The 16,610-nt window shown below is 64.7% G+C and carries 13 protein-coding genes; 7 read left to right on the top strand and 6 right to left on the bottom strand.

Annotated elements, in window-relative coordinates:
* The first annotated feature begins 322 nt into the window (after positions 1-322).
* Entirely contained in the window at positions 323-2,599 is a 2,277-nt protein-coding gene (locus tag J2X56_RS16545; RefSeq protein ID WP_209567743.1) for an NADP-dependent malic enzyme, read from the top strand.
* Between the two features lie 114 nt (positions 2,600-2,713).
* Here J2X56_RS16545 and J2X56_RS16540 read toward each other — a convergent pair whose 3' ends face one another.
* The 6 genes from J2X56_RS16540 to J2X56_RS16515 all read right to left on the bottom strand — a co-directional run bounded on the left by J2X56_RS16540 (position 2,714) and on the right by J2X56_RS16515 (position 8,317).
* Positions 2,714-3,415 (bottom strand): ABC transporter ATP-binding protein, encoded by a 702-nt coding sequence (locus J2X56_RS16540; protein WP_134137130.1) that lies wholly within the window; start codon positions 3,413-3,415, stop codon positions 2,714-2,716.
* A complete protein-coding gene (locus J2X56_RS16535; protein WP_310160941.1) occupies positions 3,416-4,120 on the bottom strand; it encodes an ABC transporter ATP-binding protein in 705 nt (234 codons plus the stop codon).
* Positions 4,107-5,081, bottom strand: a complete 975-nt coding sequence (locus J2X56_RS16530; protein WP_134137131.1) for a branched-chain amino acid ABC transporter permease — start codon at positions 5,079-5,081, stop codon at positions 4,107-4,109. Before J2X56_RS16530 ends, J2X56_RS16535 begins: the two co-directional genes overlap by 14 nt.
* A gap of 4 nt (positions 5,082-5,085) precedes the next feature.
* The gene (locus tag J2X56_RS16525) at positions 5,086-5,958 is read right to left on the bottom strand and encodes a branched-chain amino acid ABC transporter permease (protein WP_034340218.1); all 873 of its coding nucleotides are present in this window, start codon (positions 5,956-5,958) and stop codon (positions 5,086-5,088) included.
* Between the two features lie 64 nt (positions 5,959-6,022).
* On the bottom strand, positions 6,023-7,207 hold the full coding sequence (locus J2X56_RS16520) for an ABC transporter substrate-binding protein (RefSeq protein ID WP_121044095.1): 1,185 nt from the start codon (positions 7,205-7,207) through the stop codon (positions 6,023-6,025).
* A 309-nt stretch (positions 7,208-7,516) separates the two neighbouring features.
* Positions 7,517-8,317: an IclR family transcriptional regulator gene (locus J2X56_RS16515; RefSeq protein ID WP_008326330.1), complete on the bottom strand. Its 801-nt coding sequence runs from the start codon at positions 8,315-8,317 to the stop codon at positions 7,517-7,519.
* Between the two features lie 361 nt (positions 8,318-8,678).
* Here J2X56_RS16515 and J2X56_RS16510 point away from each other — a divergent pair, with 361 nt between their 5' ends.
* The 6 genes from J2X56_RS16510 (at position 8,679) to J2X56_RS16485 (ending at position 16,559) form a co-directional block, all read left to right on the top strand.
* On the top strand, positions 8,679-10,820 hold the full coding sequence (locus J2X56_RS16510) for a 3-hydroxyacyl-CoA dehydrogenase NAD-binding domain-containing protein (protein WP_310160934.1): 2,142 nt from the start codon (positions 8,679-8,681) through the stop codon (positions 10,818-10,820).
* A gap of 77 nt (positions 10,821-10,897) precedes the next feature.
* On the top strand, positions 10,898-12,088 hold the full coding sequence (locus J2X56_RS16505) for an acetyl-CoA C-acyltransferase (RefSeq protein WP_310161004.1): 1,191 nt from the start codon (positions 10,898-10,900) through the stop codon (positions 12,086-12,088).
* A 39-nt stretch (positions 12,089-12,127) separates the two neighbouring features.
* Positions 12,128-13,324 carry an acyl-CoA dehydrogenase family protein gene (locus J2X56_RS16500; RefSeq protein ID WP_310160931.1) on the top strand — a complete coding sequence of 399 codons (1,197 nt, stop codon included), beginning with the start codon at positions 12,128-12,130 and terminating at the stop codon, positions 13,322-13,324.
* Between the two features lie 10 nt (positions 13,325-13,334).
* Entirely contained in the window at positions 13,335-14,480 is a 1,146-nt protein-coding gene (locus tag J2X56_RS16495; RefSeq protein ID WP_310160929.1) for an acyl-CoA dehydrogenase, read from the top strand.
* Positions 14,477-15,277, top strand: a complete 801-nt coding sequence (locus tag J2X56_RS16490) for an oxepin-CoA hydrolase, alternative type (RefSeq protein ID WP_310160926.1) — start codon at positions 14,477-14,479, stop codon at positions 15,275-15,277. Before J2X56_RS16495 ends, J2X56_RS16490 begins: the two co-directional genes overlap by 4 nt.
* Before the next feature lie 73 nt (positions 15,278-15,350).
* A complete protein-coding gene (locus J2X56_RS16485; protein ID WP_310160925.1) occupies positions 15,351-16,559 on the top strand; it encodes a CaiB/BaiF CoA-transferase family protein in 1,209 nt (402 codons plus the stop codon).
* The last annotated feature ends 51 nt before the right edge of the window (positions 16,560-16,610 follow it).

Genomic DNA, 16,610 nt, shown 5'->3' with positions numbered 1-16,610 from the left:
TAACAGCCACCGGCGCCCCCTTGATATCAAACGGCATCGCCGCAAAAAACCCGAAGCGTGAATTTTTAGGTAATATCCCCCTCCCCGCACCCGTTCCGGCGGCCACAAGCCCGGAGCAGGCGGAGGCAGGCGCGGACTATCGGCCACCATCACTGGAGGCCGCTTTCCGTACCCCACTCCGGACCGACGAGAAACACCATCCTTCCCGATCGGCCCGCCGCATTCAAGACCAGGAAACCAGAACAGTACAAGCTGGCCGCAGCAACGCAAGTCGTTGCGCAGACCGCTTTTTCAAGACCGTTTTTCATCCCTCAACCAGACCATGACCCAACAAATTTCTGCCGCCGAGCAACTCCTGCGTGACGCCGCCCGCGAATACCACCGCACCCCGTCGCGCGGCAAGATCGAAGTCCGCCCCACCAAGCCGCTGTCTAACCAGCGCGACCTGTCGCTGGCCTATTCGCCGGGCGTGGCCTATCCCTGCCTGGACATCGAAGCCGATCCGCTGAAGGCCTTCGACTACACCTCGCGCGGCAATCTGGTGGCCGTCATCAGCAACGGCACCGCCGTGCTGGGCCTGGGCAACATCGGTCCGCTGGCCTCCAAGCCGGTGATGGAAGGCAAGGGCTGCCTGTTCAAGAAATTTGCCGGCGTCGACGTGTTCGACATCGAACTGGCCGAGAACGACCCGGACAAGCTGGTCGAGATCATCGCCGCACTGGAGCCGACCCTGGGCGGCATCAACCTGGAAGACATCAAGGCCCCGGAATGCTTCTACATCGAACAGAAGCTCTCGGCCCGCATGAACATCCCGGTCTTCCACGATGACCAGCACGGTACCGCCATCATCTCCTCGGCCGCCCTGCTGAACGGCCTGGAACTGGTCGGCAAGGACATCGGCGCCGTCAAGATCGCCGTCTCCGGCGCGGGCGCAGCCGCCATCGCCTGCGTGGAAGTGATGATCGGCCTGGGTGTGAAGCGCGAGAACGTCTACATGGTCGACAGCAAGGGCGTCATCTACGAAGGCCGCCCCGGTGGACTGGACGCCTCCAAGCAGCGCTACGCCATCAAGACCGAGGCGCGCACCCTGGCCGACGTGGTCAATGGCGCCGACGTCTTCCTGGGCTGCTCGGCCCCTGGCGTGCTGACCGCCGAGATGGTCAAGACCATGGCCGACAAGCCCATCATCCTGGCGCTGGCCAACCCGGAACCGGAAATCCGCCCCGAGCTGGCCAAGTCGGTCCGTCCGGACTGCATCATCGCCACCGGCCGTTCGGACTACCCGAACCAGGTCAACAACGTGCTGTGCTTCCCCTACATCTTCCGTGGCGCGCTGGACTGCGGTGCCACCAAGATCACCGAAGCCATGAAGCTGGCCTGCGTGCGCGAGATCGCCGACCTGGCCAAGGCCGAGACCAGCGCCGAAGTCAGCGCCGCCTATCCCGGCAAGGAACTGGTGTTCGGTGCCGACTACCTGATCCCGACCCCGTTCGATTCGCGCCTGATCCTGAAGATCGCCCCGGCCGTGGCCAAGGCGGCTGCCGAGTCCGGCGTGGCGACGCGTCCCATCAAGGACTACGCCGCCTACCGCGAAGAACTGACCCGCTTCATCTACCAGACCGGCATGTTCATGCAGCCCGTCTTCAACACCGCCAAGGTCGCGCCGCAACGCGTGGTCTACGCCGATGGCCAGGATGAGCGCGTGCTGCGCGCCGTGCAGTTCGTGGCCGACGAAGGCCTGGCCGCACCGATCCTGGTCGGCCAGCCCGCCGCCATCGAAGCCGGCATCAAGAAGGCCGGCCTGCGCATCAAGATCGGCCAGAACGTGCAAGTGATCGACCCAGCCAGCGACGCCCGCGTGGCGCAGTACGCCGCCCAGTACAAGGACGGCAGCGAAGCCGACGTGCGTGCCAGCGGCAGCCTGCTGGCGGCGCTGATGGTCAAGGCCGGTGACGCCGACGCCATGCTGTGCGGCCTGGATGGCAACTACGACGGCCACCTGGCCCATGTGGAAAAGGTGATTGGCCTGAAGGACGGCGCGCAGGAATTCGCCGCCCTGAACGCGGTGCTGCTGCCGGAACAGACGCTCTTCATCACCGACACCTACGTCAACGACACTCCGGACGCCGAGCAGCTGGCGCGCATCGCCAAGGCAGCCGCCGAAGAAGTGGCGCGCTTTGGTGTGCCGCCGAAGGTGGCCTTCCTGTCGCACTCCAACCATGGTAGCTCCTCGCGTCCCTCGGCCCGCAAGATGGCCGCCGCGCATGAAGCCTTCAAGAAGCTGGCACCGGAGGTCGAATCCGCCGGTGAACTGCACGGCGACGCCGCCCTGTCGGAAAAGATCCGCAACAATGCGGGCCTGGCCGACAGCGGCCTGACGGGTGCCGCCAACGTGCTGGTCTGCCCCAACCTGGATGCCGCCAACATTCTCTTCAACGTCTTGAAGACCAGCAGCGGCCAGGGCACCACCATCGGCCCGATCCTGCTGGGTGCGGCGGCCCCCGTGCACGTGCTGACCCCGTCGAGCACCGTGCGCCGTGTCATCAACATGACCGCGCTGGCAGCGGCCAAGGCACAGGACGGCAAGTCCAAGGCCTGAGTCCCGCAGGTAGCATGAACAACGCCCCGCTGTCGTGAGATAGCGGGGCGTTTTGTTTTGGGACAAAACTTCACGCTGGCGCACACCGGTCAGCCGCAGCGCGCCGTCATGGCCTCATCGTGCGAAGTAAAGATCATGCAGATGATCCAGCGCCACCTCGCTGGCCTTCTGCGACAGGATCACCTTGCCGCCCTGCATCAGGTAGACGTGATCAGCCACGCCCACGGCGCGTTCGGTGTTCTGCTCCACCAGGATGATGGTGCGGCCCTCTGCCTTCAATCGCGCCAGGATCTCGAAGAGTTCGTTGACCACCACCGGGGCCAATCCCAATGAGGGTTCATCGATGATGAGCAGCTTGGGTTCAGACATCAGCCCGCGCGCCATCGCCAGCATCTGCGCCTCGCCACCCGAGAGTGACCCGGCCAGCTGGCGGCGACGTTCGCGCAGCTTTGGGAACATGGTGTAGGCGCGCTCCAGGTTGTCCTTCACGCGCGCGCGGTGCTGCGGGGCGAAGGCACCGACGATGAGGTTTTCCTCGATGCTCATGGCGCGGAAGATCATGCGCCCTTCCGGGATCATCGCCATCGAGACCTTGGACATTTCCCAGGTCGGCATGCCATTGAGCACTTTGCCATCCAGCGTGACCTGGCCCTGCCCGATCGGAATCAGGCCCATGATGGCGCGCAGCAGCGTGGTTTTGCCGGCACCGTTGGGCCCGATGATGGTGGTCAGCTGGCCCTGCCCCACCGTCAGGGAGACATCCCACAGCACATTGATGGCACCGTAGCCGGCGCGCAGGTTGGTGACTTCAAGCATTCACGCTCCCGTATAACTCTTGATGACTGCAGGATCATTGAACACCCGCGCCGGCGCGCCCTCGGCGATGAGCTGGCCGAAATTGAGCACGGCCACGCGCGGGCACAGGTTGCTGATGGTCTCGATGTCGTGTTCGATGATGACGATGCCCACCGCAAAGGCCTCATGCAGGCCCTTGAGCATCTGCATGAAGCGGCGCTTGCCATTGGTCTCCAGCCCGGCCAGCACTTCATCGAGCAGCAGCAGCTTGGGCTGGGTGGCGAGCGCCTTGGCCACTTCCAGCGCTTTCAGTTCGGTCAGCGCCAGTTCGGTGGCGGCATCGCGCTCGGCCTTTTCGGCCAGGCCCGTGAAGGCCAGCACTTCGTCGATCCTGGCCGCATCCACCTTGCCGGTGGCAAAGCGCTGCGCCACGATCAGGTTCTGCCGCACCGTCAGTTCATGCATGGGCTGCGGAATCTGGAAGGTGCGGCCGATGCCCAGCCGCGCACGGCGGTGCAGCGGCGCATGCAGGATATCGGCGCCATTGAAGCGGATGCTGCCGCTGGTCGGACGCACCAGTCCGGAGATGGCATTGAAGAGCGTGGTCTTGCCCGCGCCATTGGCGCCGACCAGTCCGACCACGTCGCCGGTGCCGACCTGCAGCGTGACTTCATCGACCGCCGTCAGGCCGCCGAAGCGCACCGAGACTTTTTCAAGTTGCAGCATGCTTGCCTCCTGCGGATTTGCCTTTGCCCAGCTTGCGCAGCAGCGGCAGCAAGCCGTCCGGACTGAAGACGATCATCGCCACGAGCAAGGCCCCCAGCACCAGCTGATGGCCGGAAGGAATGATGTTCTTGAACACCAGCTGATCCAGCAGGTAGACCACCACCGCCCCGACCACCGGTCCGGTGATGCTGCGATAACCTCCGAAGATGGCAGCCACGATGGGGATGGTGACCCACAGGGCGCTGAAGGCATAGTCCGGTTCCAGGAAGCTGATGTAGTGCGCATTGAAGGCACCGACCACGCCGCACATGAAGGCCGAGAGCAGCAGCATCATGCCCTTGAGCACGGTGCTGTTGACGCCCACCACGCGGGTCGCGTCCTCGCTCTCGTGCATGGCGCGCAGGGCCAATCCATAGTGGCTCTCGCGCACTCGCGCATATACCAACGCGAATACCGCCACGATCAGCAGGATCACGAAATACGCGCCGATCTTGCTCGACAGGTCGACGCCCATCACCGTCGGCAGGCGCGCAATGTTGGAGAGCCCGCCCGAGCCGCCGGTCATCGAGGTCCACTCGGTGGCCAGGATGCGGAAGATGTGTGCATACGCCAGGATCGCCAGCGCGAAATACGGACCGCGCAGTCGTAATACCGGCAACATCGCCAGCGCCGCGACCAGTGCGCCGACGCCGCCCAGCAGCATCCCCAGCAATACCGGCACGCCGAATTTCATGCTCAATACCGCCGAGGTATAAGCCCCCACACCAAAGAAAGCCGCGTGACCGAAACTGATCATGCCGCCCAGGTTGCCCAACAGCGCCCACGACAGCGCGATGCCGCCGATCACCATCGCGGCCACCAGCAGGCTCATCACGTAATGGTCCTGCGCCAGCAGCAGCGGTGCGCCGATCAGCAGCAAGGGCAGCAGCAATGCGGGCAGCTTGTTCTTGTTCATCGTCATGATCTCATCCCCTTCTTGCGCGCACGCCGAACAAGCCGTTGGGCATGATGAACAGCACCAGCAGGAACAGCCCCATGCCCGCCAGTTCCTGCAGGGCCGAGCTGGCCAGGGTCACGGTCAGCGCCTCGGCCACGCCCAGCAGGATCGCGCCGATCAGCACGCCCGGAATCGAGCCCACACCGGCCAATACAGTAATAATGAAAGCCTTGACCGTGAGCACCCCGCCATAAGCTGGGCTGATAACACCGTAACTGAACAAGGCCACCCCGGCGAAGGACGCCAGGATGCCCGCCACGATGAAGGACACCAGTTCGGTATAACCGGGATTGATGCCCATGAGCTTGGCCGCATCGCGGTTGCTGGAGACGGCGCGCACCGCGCGGCCATACCAGCTGCGCGAGAGCCACCACCAGAGCGCGGCCATCATCAGCAGGCTCACGCCGAAGAACAGCACTTCGCTGCGCATGCTGTAGAAGGGGCCGAGCACGAAGGCTTCCTGCAGCCATTCGGAACTGGTGGAACGGATGTCGGCCTTCCAGATCAGCAGCATGCCGTTGGTGAGGATGACGCCGATGCCATAGGTGAGGATGAGCGAATTGATCTCGCGGTCCTTCTTGATGCGGCTGACCACGAAATACACGATGGCCGAGGTCAGGCACACCACCACCAGCGCGATGGGGATGGCCAGTACCGGGTTCAGGCCCAGGCCCGATTCCACCGAGTAGGCGATATAGGCCGCCAGCAAGACCAGCTCGCCCTGCGCCAGGTTGATGACCCGCATGGCGCCGAACACCAGCGCCAGGCCCAGGGCAATGAGAGCGTAGGAGCCCCCCTGCAGCAGCCCGGAGTACAGGGCTTGCAGTATCAGTTCATTCATGTCTGCATTCCGTTGGAGTGGGCAACGGCGCGCACGCCCGTGCAGCGTGCGCGCCGCCCGGACATTACCAAGGCACGGCCGGATAATTCATCTTGTTGGTAGCAGCCGCCTTGGGCCAGACGATGGCGACCTTGTCGCCCTGGTGCTGGCCCATGTGGTGGGTGAAGTTCAGGTTGTCGCCATTGGCACCGAACTGCACGCGGCCGATCAGGGTTTCACGATCGGTCTTGCGCATTTCTTCGGCCACGCCATCCTTCTTGAGCGTGCCCTTGTCGGCGGCGCGGGCGATGGCTTCGAACAGCAGCATCGATTGCACGTAACCGAACTGGCCCAGGTAGTCAGGGTCCTTCTTGTAGAGGCGGCGATAGGTTTCTTCAAAGAGCTTGCCATCGGCCGTGGTGAACTGCGCCGGATACGGCAGCAGCGCCGTGCCATACACATTGGGCACCAGGTCCGGGAAGTCCTGCGCCATCTTCGGGGTGGCCAGCGACCACACGCCGACCATGGCCTTGACCGCCGGCTTCAACACGCGCGCTGCACGCAGGATGCCGACGTAGTCATTCTCGTAGCCGATCATGGCGATGACTTCCGGCTTGTCCTGCAGCTTGATCTTGTTGACGATGGGCTTGAAGTCGCTGATGGCCGGATCAAAGGCGTGCGCGGTCACCTTCAGTCCCTTGGCACCCCAGGCTTTTTCCAGGTCCTTGGCCAGCGCAGCCGTGGCTTCCTTGGTGGAATAGACAATGGAGACCGAGCGTGCATTCATGTCGTCCAGCAGGCCCACCATGGCCTTCTGGTAGCCGGCCACGTTGTTGATGCGGAAGAAGTTCTTGCGGCCGCTGTTGACCAGGTTGTCGTCCACGCCGCCGGAGGTCATGTAGACCAGTCCGGCCTTGCCCGCCGCATCGGCGGCCGGTGCGATGTTGTTGGAGCCGTAGCCACCGGTGATGGCCAGCACGCCTTCGCCAGCCAGCTTCTCGACGGCGGCAATGGCCTTGGCCGGGGCCGATTCGTCATCGATGGTGACCAGCTTGATCTTGTGCTTGCCGTTGGTCTTGTTGAAGACATCGGCCGCCACGTTGATGCCCTCCTGCATGCCCGAGCCCACGCGTGCCAGGCTGCCGGTCAGCGGAATTTCCACCCCGACCTTGAGTTCGTCGGCGGCCGCGCTGCCCGCGCCACCGGCCAGTGCCGAGGCCACACAGGCCAGCAGGGCCAGTCGCTTGATGCCTTGATGCTTGTTCGTCATTGTCTCCACCTTTTTCCTCTGAGTGAATCTGAGTGATGTTGATGTCTGTCCTGGCCGGGGACGTCCCGCTTCAGCGATGGATGCCAGGCGCACGATGCTGCCTGCGAACGTGCGCATCCCGGCCGGACGGCACCGGACACCCATGGCTGAAACGGGTCTGCATGACCCCGATGGCGCTGACTTCTGTTTTTTGTTGTGATGGAACTGCGGTACTGCCTTGCTGCGCACCGCTCATGCCTGCGGCATGGCGGCGCGTCTGTCTCCGTGCTCGTTGTTGCTCGTTGTGACTTGTTCGTTGCTGCCTGCCGCTCAATGGCGGCCCATGCTCGCTTCCACCGTGCGCACCACGTTCACCAGGCGCGGGCCGAGGTCTTCCATCAGCATCTCGCGCGTCAGCATGAAGGCCGGGCCGCCGCAATTGAAGGCCATGATCTTTTCTTCGTTGGCATCGATCATGGGCACGCCCACGGCGCTGATGGTCTTTTCCCATTCGCCGACGGAAATGCAGAAACCATGATCCTGGTAATCCTTGAAGGCCTGCTCGATGCCGGCCTTGACCTTGGGCCATTGCTCTTCATTGCGCAGGCGGATGTGGTCCATCAGGAAATCGCGTTCGTTCTGGGGCAAGGCGCACAGCAGCGCGCGGCCCATGGAGGTGGTGGCCAGCGGAATGCGCGAGCCGACGTCGCGGCGCAAGGTCACGGCGGACTGGCCGCGCGTGGCTTCGATGTAGACCATGCTCAGGCGATCGCGGATGCCCAGCGCCACATTGCACTGCGAATAGTCGGCCAGCTCCTGCATGGCCGGACGCGCCAGCTTGCGCACATCCATGCCGGAGAGCAGCGAGTAGCCCAGCGCGAGCACGCCGGAGCCGAGCTGATAGCGGCCCTGGTCTTCGGAATATTCGAGATAGCCCAGCCGGGTCAGGGTGTGCGTGAGGCGCGAGATGGTCGGCTTGGGCAGGCCGGTGCGCTTGGCCAGTTCGGTGTTGGTGAGGTAGATCTCCCCGGGGCGGAAACACCGCAGGATCTCCAATCCACGCGCCAGAGCATTGACGAACTGCCGGTCGTGGCTCTCATCCTCACCCTTGAACGACACAATCTCATCCATCCGTCACATCTCCGCGTGGCAGGGCCGTGCCGCATGGTCACGTCGCCCCTCATTGGCTGTGGAATGTACACACCTGAAATCGCAGTGTCAATTATTTGCGAACGCGTGTTCCGCTGTGCAAAACAAGCAGTCCGGATGTGGCGTTTCAACAGCGCCAACAGAGGCCCCCGGCTCAACCTGCCTTTTTCGCCATCGGCCGCAAACGCCCGCCCCGCCTGACCCTTGCTGACAATTGTGCAGATCGGGCCGCTGCGGTATGCACGGTTTACACATCCGGCGCAAATGCGGTATCGTTGCCGACAAAAGCCATTTGCGAACTTGAGTTTCGCTATGCGAACCGACTAGAACAGGAGACTGCTGCATGTCCAAGCAATCCACGGCGGCGGGCGAAACGCCCCCGGTCCATCTGGCGCGTGAAGGCGCCATCCTGGTGGTGACCATCGACAACCCGCCGGTCAATGCGCTGGGGGTGGCGGTGCGTCGGGGCCTGATGTCCGCCATCGAGGAGGGCGAGGCCGATGCAGGCGTGGCCGCCATCCTGGTGACCGGCGCGGGCCGCAACTTCATCGGCGGGGCCGACATCCGCGAATTCGGCAAGCCGCCGCAATCGCCCCTGCTGACCGAACTGTGCAATCGCATCGAAGCCTGCAACAAGCCGGTGCTGGCGGCCATCCACGGTGCGGCCTTGGGCGGCGGGCTGGAAGTGGCGCTGGCTGCGCATTACCGCGTGGCCCTCGGCAACGCCCGCCTGGGACTGCCCGAAGTACAACTGGGCCTGCTGCCCGGTGCCGGCGGCACCCAGCGCACGCCGCGCCTGATCGGTGCGCAGGCCGCGCTGGACATGATGCTGACCGGACGCCATCTCAGCGCCAAGGAAGCCCTTTCGCTCGGTCTGGTAGACCAGCTGGCCGAGGGCGACAGCGCCGACCAGGCACGCGCGGCCGGCCTGCGCGAACTGCAGGCCCTGCTCGACACGCACGCCCCGGTACGCCGCAGCCGCGATGGCAAAGGGCTGGTCGATACCGCCGCCACGCAAGCGGCCATTGCGGCCGCACGCGCCGAGGCCGGCAAGAAATCGCGCGGCCTGTTCTCCCCGCACAAGATCATCGATGCGGTGGAAGCCGCCACCACTCTCCCCTTCGACGAAGGACTCGCACTGGAACGCCAGTTCTTCCTGCAATGCCTGGACAGCCCGCAACGCGCCGGCCTGATCCACGCCTTCTTCGCCGAACGCGAGGTCCAGAAAGCCCCCGAGACCCGCAACGCCCAGCCACGCCGCATCGAACAGATCGGCGTGGTCGGCGGCGGCACCATGGGTGCGGGCATTGCCGTGGCGGTGCTCGATGCCGGTTTGCCGGTGACCATGATCGAACGCGACGACGAAGCGCTCGCACGTGGACGCGGCCATGTGGAAAAAACTTACGACGCCCAGGTGGCCAAGGGCCGTCTCACGCAAGAAGCCCGCGATGCCGTACTAGCGCGCTTGCAGGGCAGCACCCGTTATGAAGACTTGTCCGCCGCCGATGTAGTGATCGAAGCCGTCTTCGAAGATCTGACGGTGAAGCAAGCCGTCTTCGCCGAACTGGACCGCGTCTGCAAACCCGGCGCCGTGCTGGCGACCAACACTTCCTACCTCGACATCGATGCGATTGCCACCAGCATCTCCCGTCCTGAGGACGTGATCGGCCTGCATTTCTTCTCCCCGGCCAATGTGATGAAGCTGCTGGAAATCGTGGTGCCGCGCCAGGTCGCAGGCGACGTGGTGGCCACCGCTTTCGAACTGGCCAAGCGCCTGCGCAAGGTGCCGGTGCGCGCCGGGGTCTGCGATGGCTTCATCGGCAATCGCATCCTGGCCGTGTATCGCCAGGCGGCCGATGCCCTGATGGAAGATGGCGCGTCGCCCTATGAGATCGATGCCGCGGTGCGCGACTTCGGTTTTGCCATGGGGCCGTACCAGGTGGTGGACCTGGCCGGTGGCGACATTGGCTGGGCCACCCGCAAGCGCCGCGCCGCCACGCGCGATCCGCGTGCGCGCTACGTCCACATTGCCGACCGCCTGTGCGAGCGCGGCTGGTTCGGCCAGAAGAGCGGACGCGGTTTCTATCGCTATCCGGATGGACCGCGTAGCGGCGCGCCGGACCCGGAAGTGCTCGCGCTCATCGACGAAGAACGTGCGCGTGCCGGCATCACCCCGCGCAGCTTCAGCAAGGAAGACATCCAGCGCCGCTACCTGGCGGCCATGATCAATGAAGGTGCCAATGTCGTGCACCAGCGCATTGCGCTGCGCCCGCTGGATGTGGATGTCACCTTCCTCTATGGCTACGGTTTCCCGCGCCATCGTGGCGGTCCCATGAAATACGCCGACATGGTCGGCCTGCCCAATGTGCTGGCCGACATCCGCGCCTTTGCTGCAGAAGACCCGCTGTTCTGGACGCCCTCGCCGCTGCTGGTGGAACTGGTCGAACGCGGCGCCAATTTTGAATCGCTGAACCAGGCCGGCTGAACGTTCGACCGCACTCACCGGAGACCGCGCGTATTGCCGGTCTCCCCCTTGCACCATCCTTCCAGGAGAATTCCATGATGCGGGAAGCCGTCATCGTATCCACTGCGCGTACTCCCTTGACCAAGGCCCATCGCGGCGAATTCAACGTCACGCCCGGCCCGACCCTGGCGGCCTTCGCCGTGCGCGCCGCCGTCGAACGTGCGCGCATCGATCCGGGCCAGATCGAGGATGCCATCCTCGGCTGCGGCTATCCGGAAGGCACCACCGGCCGCAACATCGCGCGCCAGGCCATCGTGCGCGCAGGGCTGCCCATCAGCATCGCCGGCACCACCGTCAATCGTTTCTGTGCCTCGGGCCTGCAAGCCATTGCGATGGCCGCCGGCCGCATCGTGGTCGATGGCGCCGATGCCATGATCGCAGGCGGTGTGGAAAGCATCTCGCAGATCCGCAGCCGCAGCGCCACCGACAGCGGCGACAGCGGCATGGACCCGTGGATCGTCGAGCACAAGCCCGGCCTCTACCTGCCCATGATCGAGACCGCCGACATCGTGGCCGCGCGCTACGGCATCTCGCGCGAAGACCAGGACCGCTTCTCCGAAGCCAGCCAGCGCAAGACCGCCGAAGCGCAGGAAGCCGGACGCTACCGCGACGAGATCGTGGCCTGCACCACCACCATGCAAGTGACCGACAAGGCCAGCGGCCAGACCAGTCTGCGCGAGGTGACGGTGGAGGCCGACAACTGCAACCGCCCCGGTACCACCCATGAGGCGCTGGCCAAGCTGGCCCCGGTGATGGGCGCGGACAAGTTCATCACCGCAGGCAATTCCTCGCAGCTCTCCGACGGGGCCTCGGCCTGCGTGATGATGGAAGCGCGTGCCGCAGAACGTGCGGGATTGCCGGTGCTGGGCGCATTCCGTGGTCTTGCCGTGGCCGGTTGCGAGCCCGATGAAATGGGCATCGGCCCGGTCTTTGCGGTGCCGCGCCTGCTGCAGCGGCACGGCCTGCGCATGGAAGACATCGGCCTGTGGGAACTCAACGAAGCCTTCGCCTCGCAAGCCCTGTACTGCCAGCGCCGCCTGGGCATTCCGGAAGAACTGCTCAACGTCAACGGCGGCGCCATTTCCATCGGCCATCCCTTCGGCATGACCGGGGCCCGTCTGGCCGGCCACGTGCTCATCGAGGGCAAGCGGCGCGGTGCGCGCTACGCCGTGGTGACCATGTGCATCGCCGGCGGCATGGGCGCGGCCGGCCTGTTTGAAATCTATTGAAGCGCAGCGTCGCTTCGCTGCATCCCCAAGGAGACTGGAATGGATCTGAATTTCACCCCGGCCGAAGAAGCCTTCCGCGACAGCGTGCGCGCCTTCCTCGCCGAGAAGCTGCCCAAGGCCTTGTCTGACAAGGTGGCCAGCGGCAAGCACCTGAGCCGCGACGAGATGGAACAATGGCATGCCATCCTCAACGAGCGCGGCTGGCTGGCCAATCACTGGCCCAAGGAATATGGCGGCACCGGCTGGACCGTGATCGAGAAATTCATCTTCGAACATGAGTGTTGCCTGGCGCATGCGCCGCGCGTGGTGCCCTTCGGCGTCAACATGCTGGGGCCGGTGCTGATCAAATACGGCAACGAAGCGCAGAAGCAGTATTGGCTGCCGCGCATCCTCAATGGCGAGGACTGGTGGTGCCAGGGCTATTCGGAACCGGGCGCGGGTTCCGATCTGGCGGCCGTGAAGACGCATGCGGTACGCGACGGCGATCATTACGTCGTCAACGGCCAGAAGACCTGGACCACGCTGGGCCACTACGCCAACATGATCTTCTGCCTGGTGCGAACCAACCGCGAAGCCAAGAAACAGGAAGGCATCAGCTTCCTGCTGATCGACATGAACGCGCCGGGTGTGGAAGTGCGCCCCATCATCACGCTGGACGGCGAGCACGAAGTCAACGAGGTCTTCTTCACCGATGTGCGCGTGCCGGTACAAAACCTGGTCGGCGAGGAAGATCGCGGCTGGAGTTGCGCCAAGTACCTGCTGACCTATGAGCGCACCAACATCGCCGGCATCGGCTTCTCGGTGGCCGCACTGCAACGCTTGAAGAACATCGCCGCCACGCAACGCAGCCATGGCCGTCCGCTGGCTGAAGATCCGCTCTTCGCGTCCCGCATGGCCCGGGTGGAAATCGATCTGGAGAACATGAAGACCACCAACCTGCGCGTCATCTCGGCGGTCGCCGGCGGTGGTGCGCCCGGTGCGGAAAGCTCCATGCTCAAGATACGCGGCACCGAGATCCGCCAGGAAATCACCGCCCTCACCCGCCGCGCCATGGGCCCCTATGCGCGCCCGTATCAGTGGCATTCGCTGGAAGAAGGTCACGACGGCGGCACGCTGGGTCCGCAAGCCGCTGCCGGTGCGGCCGCGCATTACTTCAACAATCGCAAGCTGTCGATCTTCGGCGGCTCCAATGAAATCCAGAAGAACATCATCTCCAAGATGATCCTTGGCCTGTGAGGAAACGCCCATGAATTTCGAGCACACCGAAGAACGGCGCATGCTGGCCGACAGCCTGCGCCGTCTCATTACCGAACAGTATGGTTTTGAAGCCCGCAAGCACCTGCTGCAATCCGCACCTGGCATGAGCCGCGACATGTGGTCGCAGCTGGCAGAGATGGGCGTGATCGGCGCGCTCTTCCGCGAGGAAGATGGCGGCTACGGCGGTGGCGGTTTCGACATCGCCGTGGTGTTTGAAGAAATCGGCCGCGGCCTGCTGCTGGAGCCCTTGCTGGGCAGTGCCATCCTGGTCGGCGAGGCCATCGCTGCTGCTGGCACGCCCGCGCAGAAAGCCCTGCTGGAACAGATCATCGCCGGCCAGACGCTGGCCGCCTTGGCCCATGAAGAATCCGACAGCCACTACACGCCCACGCACGTGGCCACGCGCGCCACGCAATCGGCCGATGGAAGCTGGCGTCTGCAAGGGCACAAGGCGGTCGTGGTGCACGCGGAAGCGGCCGATGTATTCCTGGTCTCGGCGCGCACCAGCGGCGCCACCGATGACACTGACGGCATCTCGCTGTTCCTGATCCCGGCCGATACGGCGGGCTTGCAATTGCAAGGCAGCGACACCATCGACGGTGGCCGCGTAGCGGACCTGCTGCTGCAGGATGCGGCCCTGCCCGCCGATGCTTTGCTGGGCAGCCCAGGCGATGGCGCTGCGCTGCTCGAACGTATTCTCGGACGCGGCGTGCTGGCCCTGTGCGCCGAAGCGCTGGGCGCGATGGAAGTGGCCAAGGAAGCCACGCTCGATTACCTGCGCACCCGCAAGCAGTTCGGCCTGCCCATCGGCAGCTTCCAGGCCCTGCAGCACCGCATGGCCGACCTGCTGCTCGAAGTGGAACAGGCGCGCTCGGCGGTCATCAATGCCGCTGCCGCCTTGGACGCCGACCGCCTCACGCGCGAACGCGCCTTGTCGGCGGCCAAGTTCAGCATCGGCCGCATCGGCACGCTGGTGGCCGAAGAATCCATCCAGCTGCATGGCGGCATCGGCATGACCTGGGAACTGCCGCTGTCGCATTACGCCAAGCGCCTGGTGATGATCGATCACCAGCTCGGCGACGAAGACCACCACCTGCAACGCTACATCGCGCTGGGCCGCGAAGTGCCGGCATGAGCGAGGTCCTCTGCGAGCAGCGCGGCGCGGTGCGCGTGCTCATCAATCACGATCCGGCCACGCGCAATGCCCTCAACGCCGACCTGTATGTGGCACTGACGGCCGCGCTAGACGAGGCCCAGGCCGATCCGCAGGTAGGGGCCATCGTGCTGGCCGGGGGCGGCAACTTCTTCTGCTCCGGCGGCGACCTGCGCCTGCTGGCCCAGCGCCGCAGCATGGCGCCCGCGCAACGACGTGAAAAGCTGGAAGGCTTGCACGACCTGATCCGCCATATCGGCCGCTGCAGCAAGCCGGTGATCGCGGCCGTCGAAGGTGGCGCGGCCGGCGCCGGGCTCTCGCTGGCCCTGGCCTGCGATCTGCTGGTGACCACGCGCCAGGCACAGTTCTCGGTGGCCTACGTCAAGGTCGGGCTCACGCCCGATGGAGGCGTGACGGCCTTCCTCGCGCAATTCCTGTCGCGCCAGGTGCTGACCCAGCTGTGCCTGTCGGGCGAGCGTTTCAATGGCGAACGCCTGCATGCCATGGGCGCGGTCAATCAACTGGCCGAGGCGGGACAGGCACTGCAAGCCGCCGTGCAACTGGCCGCCACCCTGGCCGACGGACCGGCACAGGCGATGGCCCGCATCAAGCACCTGTGCCAGCATGCCTACGGCGCCACGCTGGAAGAACAGCTGGAACTGGAAGCGCAGCACATGGTGCTCTCGCAGGGCGAAGATGAAGCGGCCGAGGGCATTCACGCCTTCCTCGAAAAACGGCCCGCCGATTTCCGGCAGCTGCGGCAGAGAACGAACGAATAGCAGTACCGGGATGCGCAACCCCGAAATACAGAAGAACAAAGCGTAATACGCATCCCGCCGATGAGGAGACAACATGACTGAACAGACTGCATCCCTGCCGCTGGCCGGCGTCCGCGTACTGGACCTCTCGCGCGTGCTGGCCGGCCCGTGGTGTGCGATGGTGCTGGGCGACCTGGGTGCCGAAGTGATCAAGGTCGAGCACCCCGAACGCGGCGACGACACGCGCGACTGGGGTACCCGCATCGGCTCGACCGAGACCGCGTATTTCAACAGCGTCAACCGCAACAAGCGCTCCATCAGCGTCGACCTGCAGACCGCGGAAGGCCAGGACATCGTGCGCCAGCTGGCCCGCAAGAGCGATGTGGTGATCCAGAATTTCAAGTTCGGCGGCGTACAGAAATTTGGCCTCAATTACGAAACCCTGCGCCGGGACAATCCCGGCCTGGTGTATTGCTCCATCACCGGCTACGACAGCAGCGGTCCCGAAGCCACGCGGCCCGGCTATGACCTGGTGATCCAGGGCGAATCCGGGCTGATGTCGCTCAATGGCGAGGCCAGCCAGCCGCCGTTGAAGCTGGGCGTGGCAGCGGTGGACCTGTTCACCGGCATGTATTCCGCCCAAGGCGTGCTGGCCGCGCTGTACCAGCGCCAGCAGACCGGACAGGGCCGCCACGTGGAAATGGCGCTGTTCGATTGCGGCGTCATGATCACCTCGTATTACGGGCTGGAAGCGCTGATCCTGGGCGACGATCCGCCGCGCTATGGCAATGCGCATCCCTCCATCATTCCCTATGGCGTCTTTGATGCGGCCGATGGCAGGCTGGTCATTACCGTAGGCACCAACAGCCAGTACCAGCGTTTCTGCCACAGCGTCATCGACCGTCCCGACCTGGCCGAGGATGCGCGCTTCAAGACCAATGTCAGCCGTGGCCAGCATCGCGACGTACTGGTCCCGGAAATCAATCGCGAACTCAAGGCCCGCAAGCGTGCCGACCTGCTGGCCAAGCTGCATCAGGCCGGCATTCCCTGCGGTGAAGTGCTGGGCCTGCATGAGGCCCTGACCAGCCCGCGCGCCACCTCGGCCGGCCTGGTCAGCACGCATCCGCATGCAGAAGCGGGCAGCGTGCAGGTGCTGACGCCGCCCTATCGTTTCGATGGCGAACGCCTGCCGGTGCGCAAGGCGCCGCCGTCCCTGGGTGAAGGCACGGGAGAAGTCTTGCAGTCGCTGCTGGGGATGGAAGAAGCGCAGATCGCCGCGTTGCGCGAGCGGGGCGTACTGTAGCGAGAGAGGAGCGGAAGAGAAAACAGATCGCCTGCAAGCCACCGTACAGGC

This window comes from Herbaspirillum sp. 1173, from assembly GCF_031455335.1.
Taxonomy (GTDB): Bacteria; Pseudomonadota; Gammaproteobacteria; order Burkholderiales; family Burkholderiaceae_D; genus Herbaspirillum; species Herbaspirillum huttiense.
This window is presented reverse-complemented; position numbering and strand designations above follow the sequence as displayed.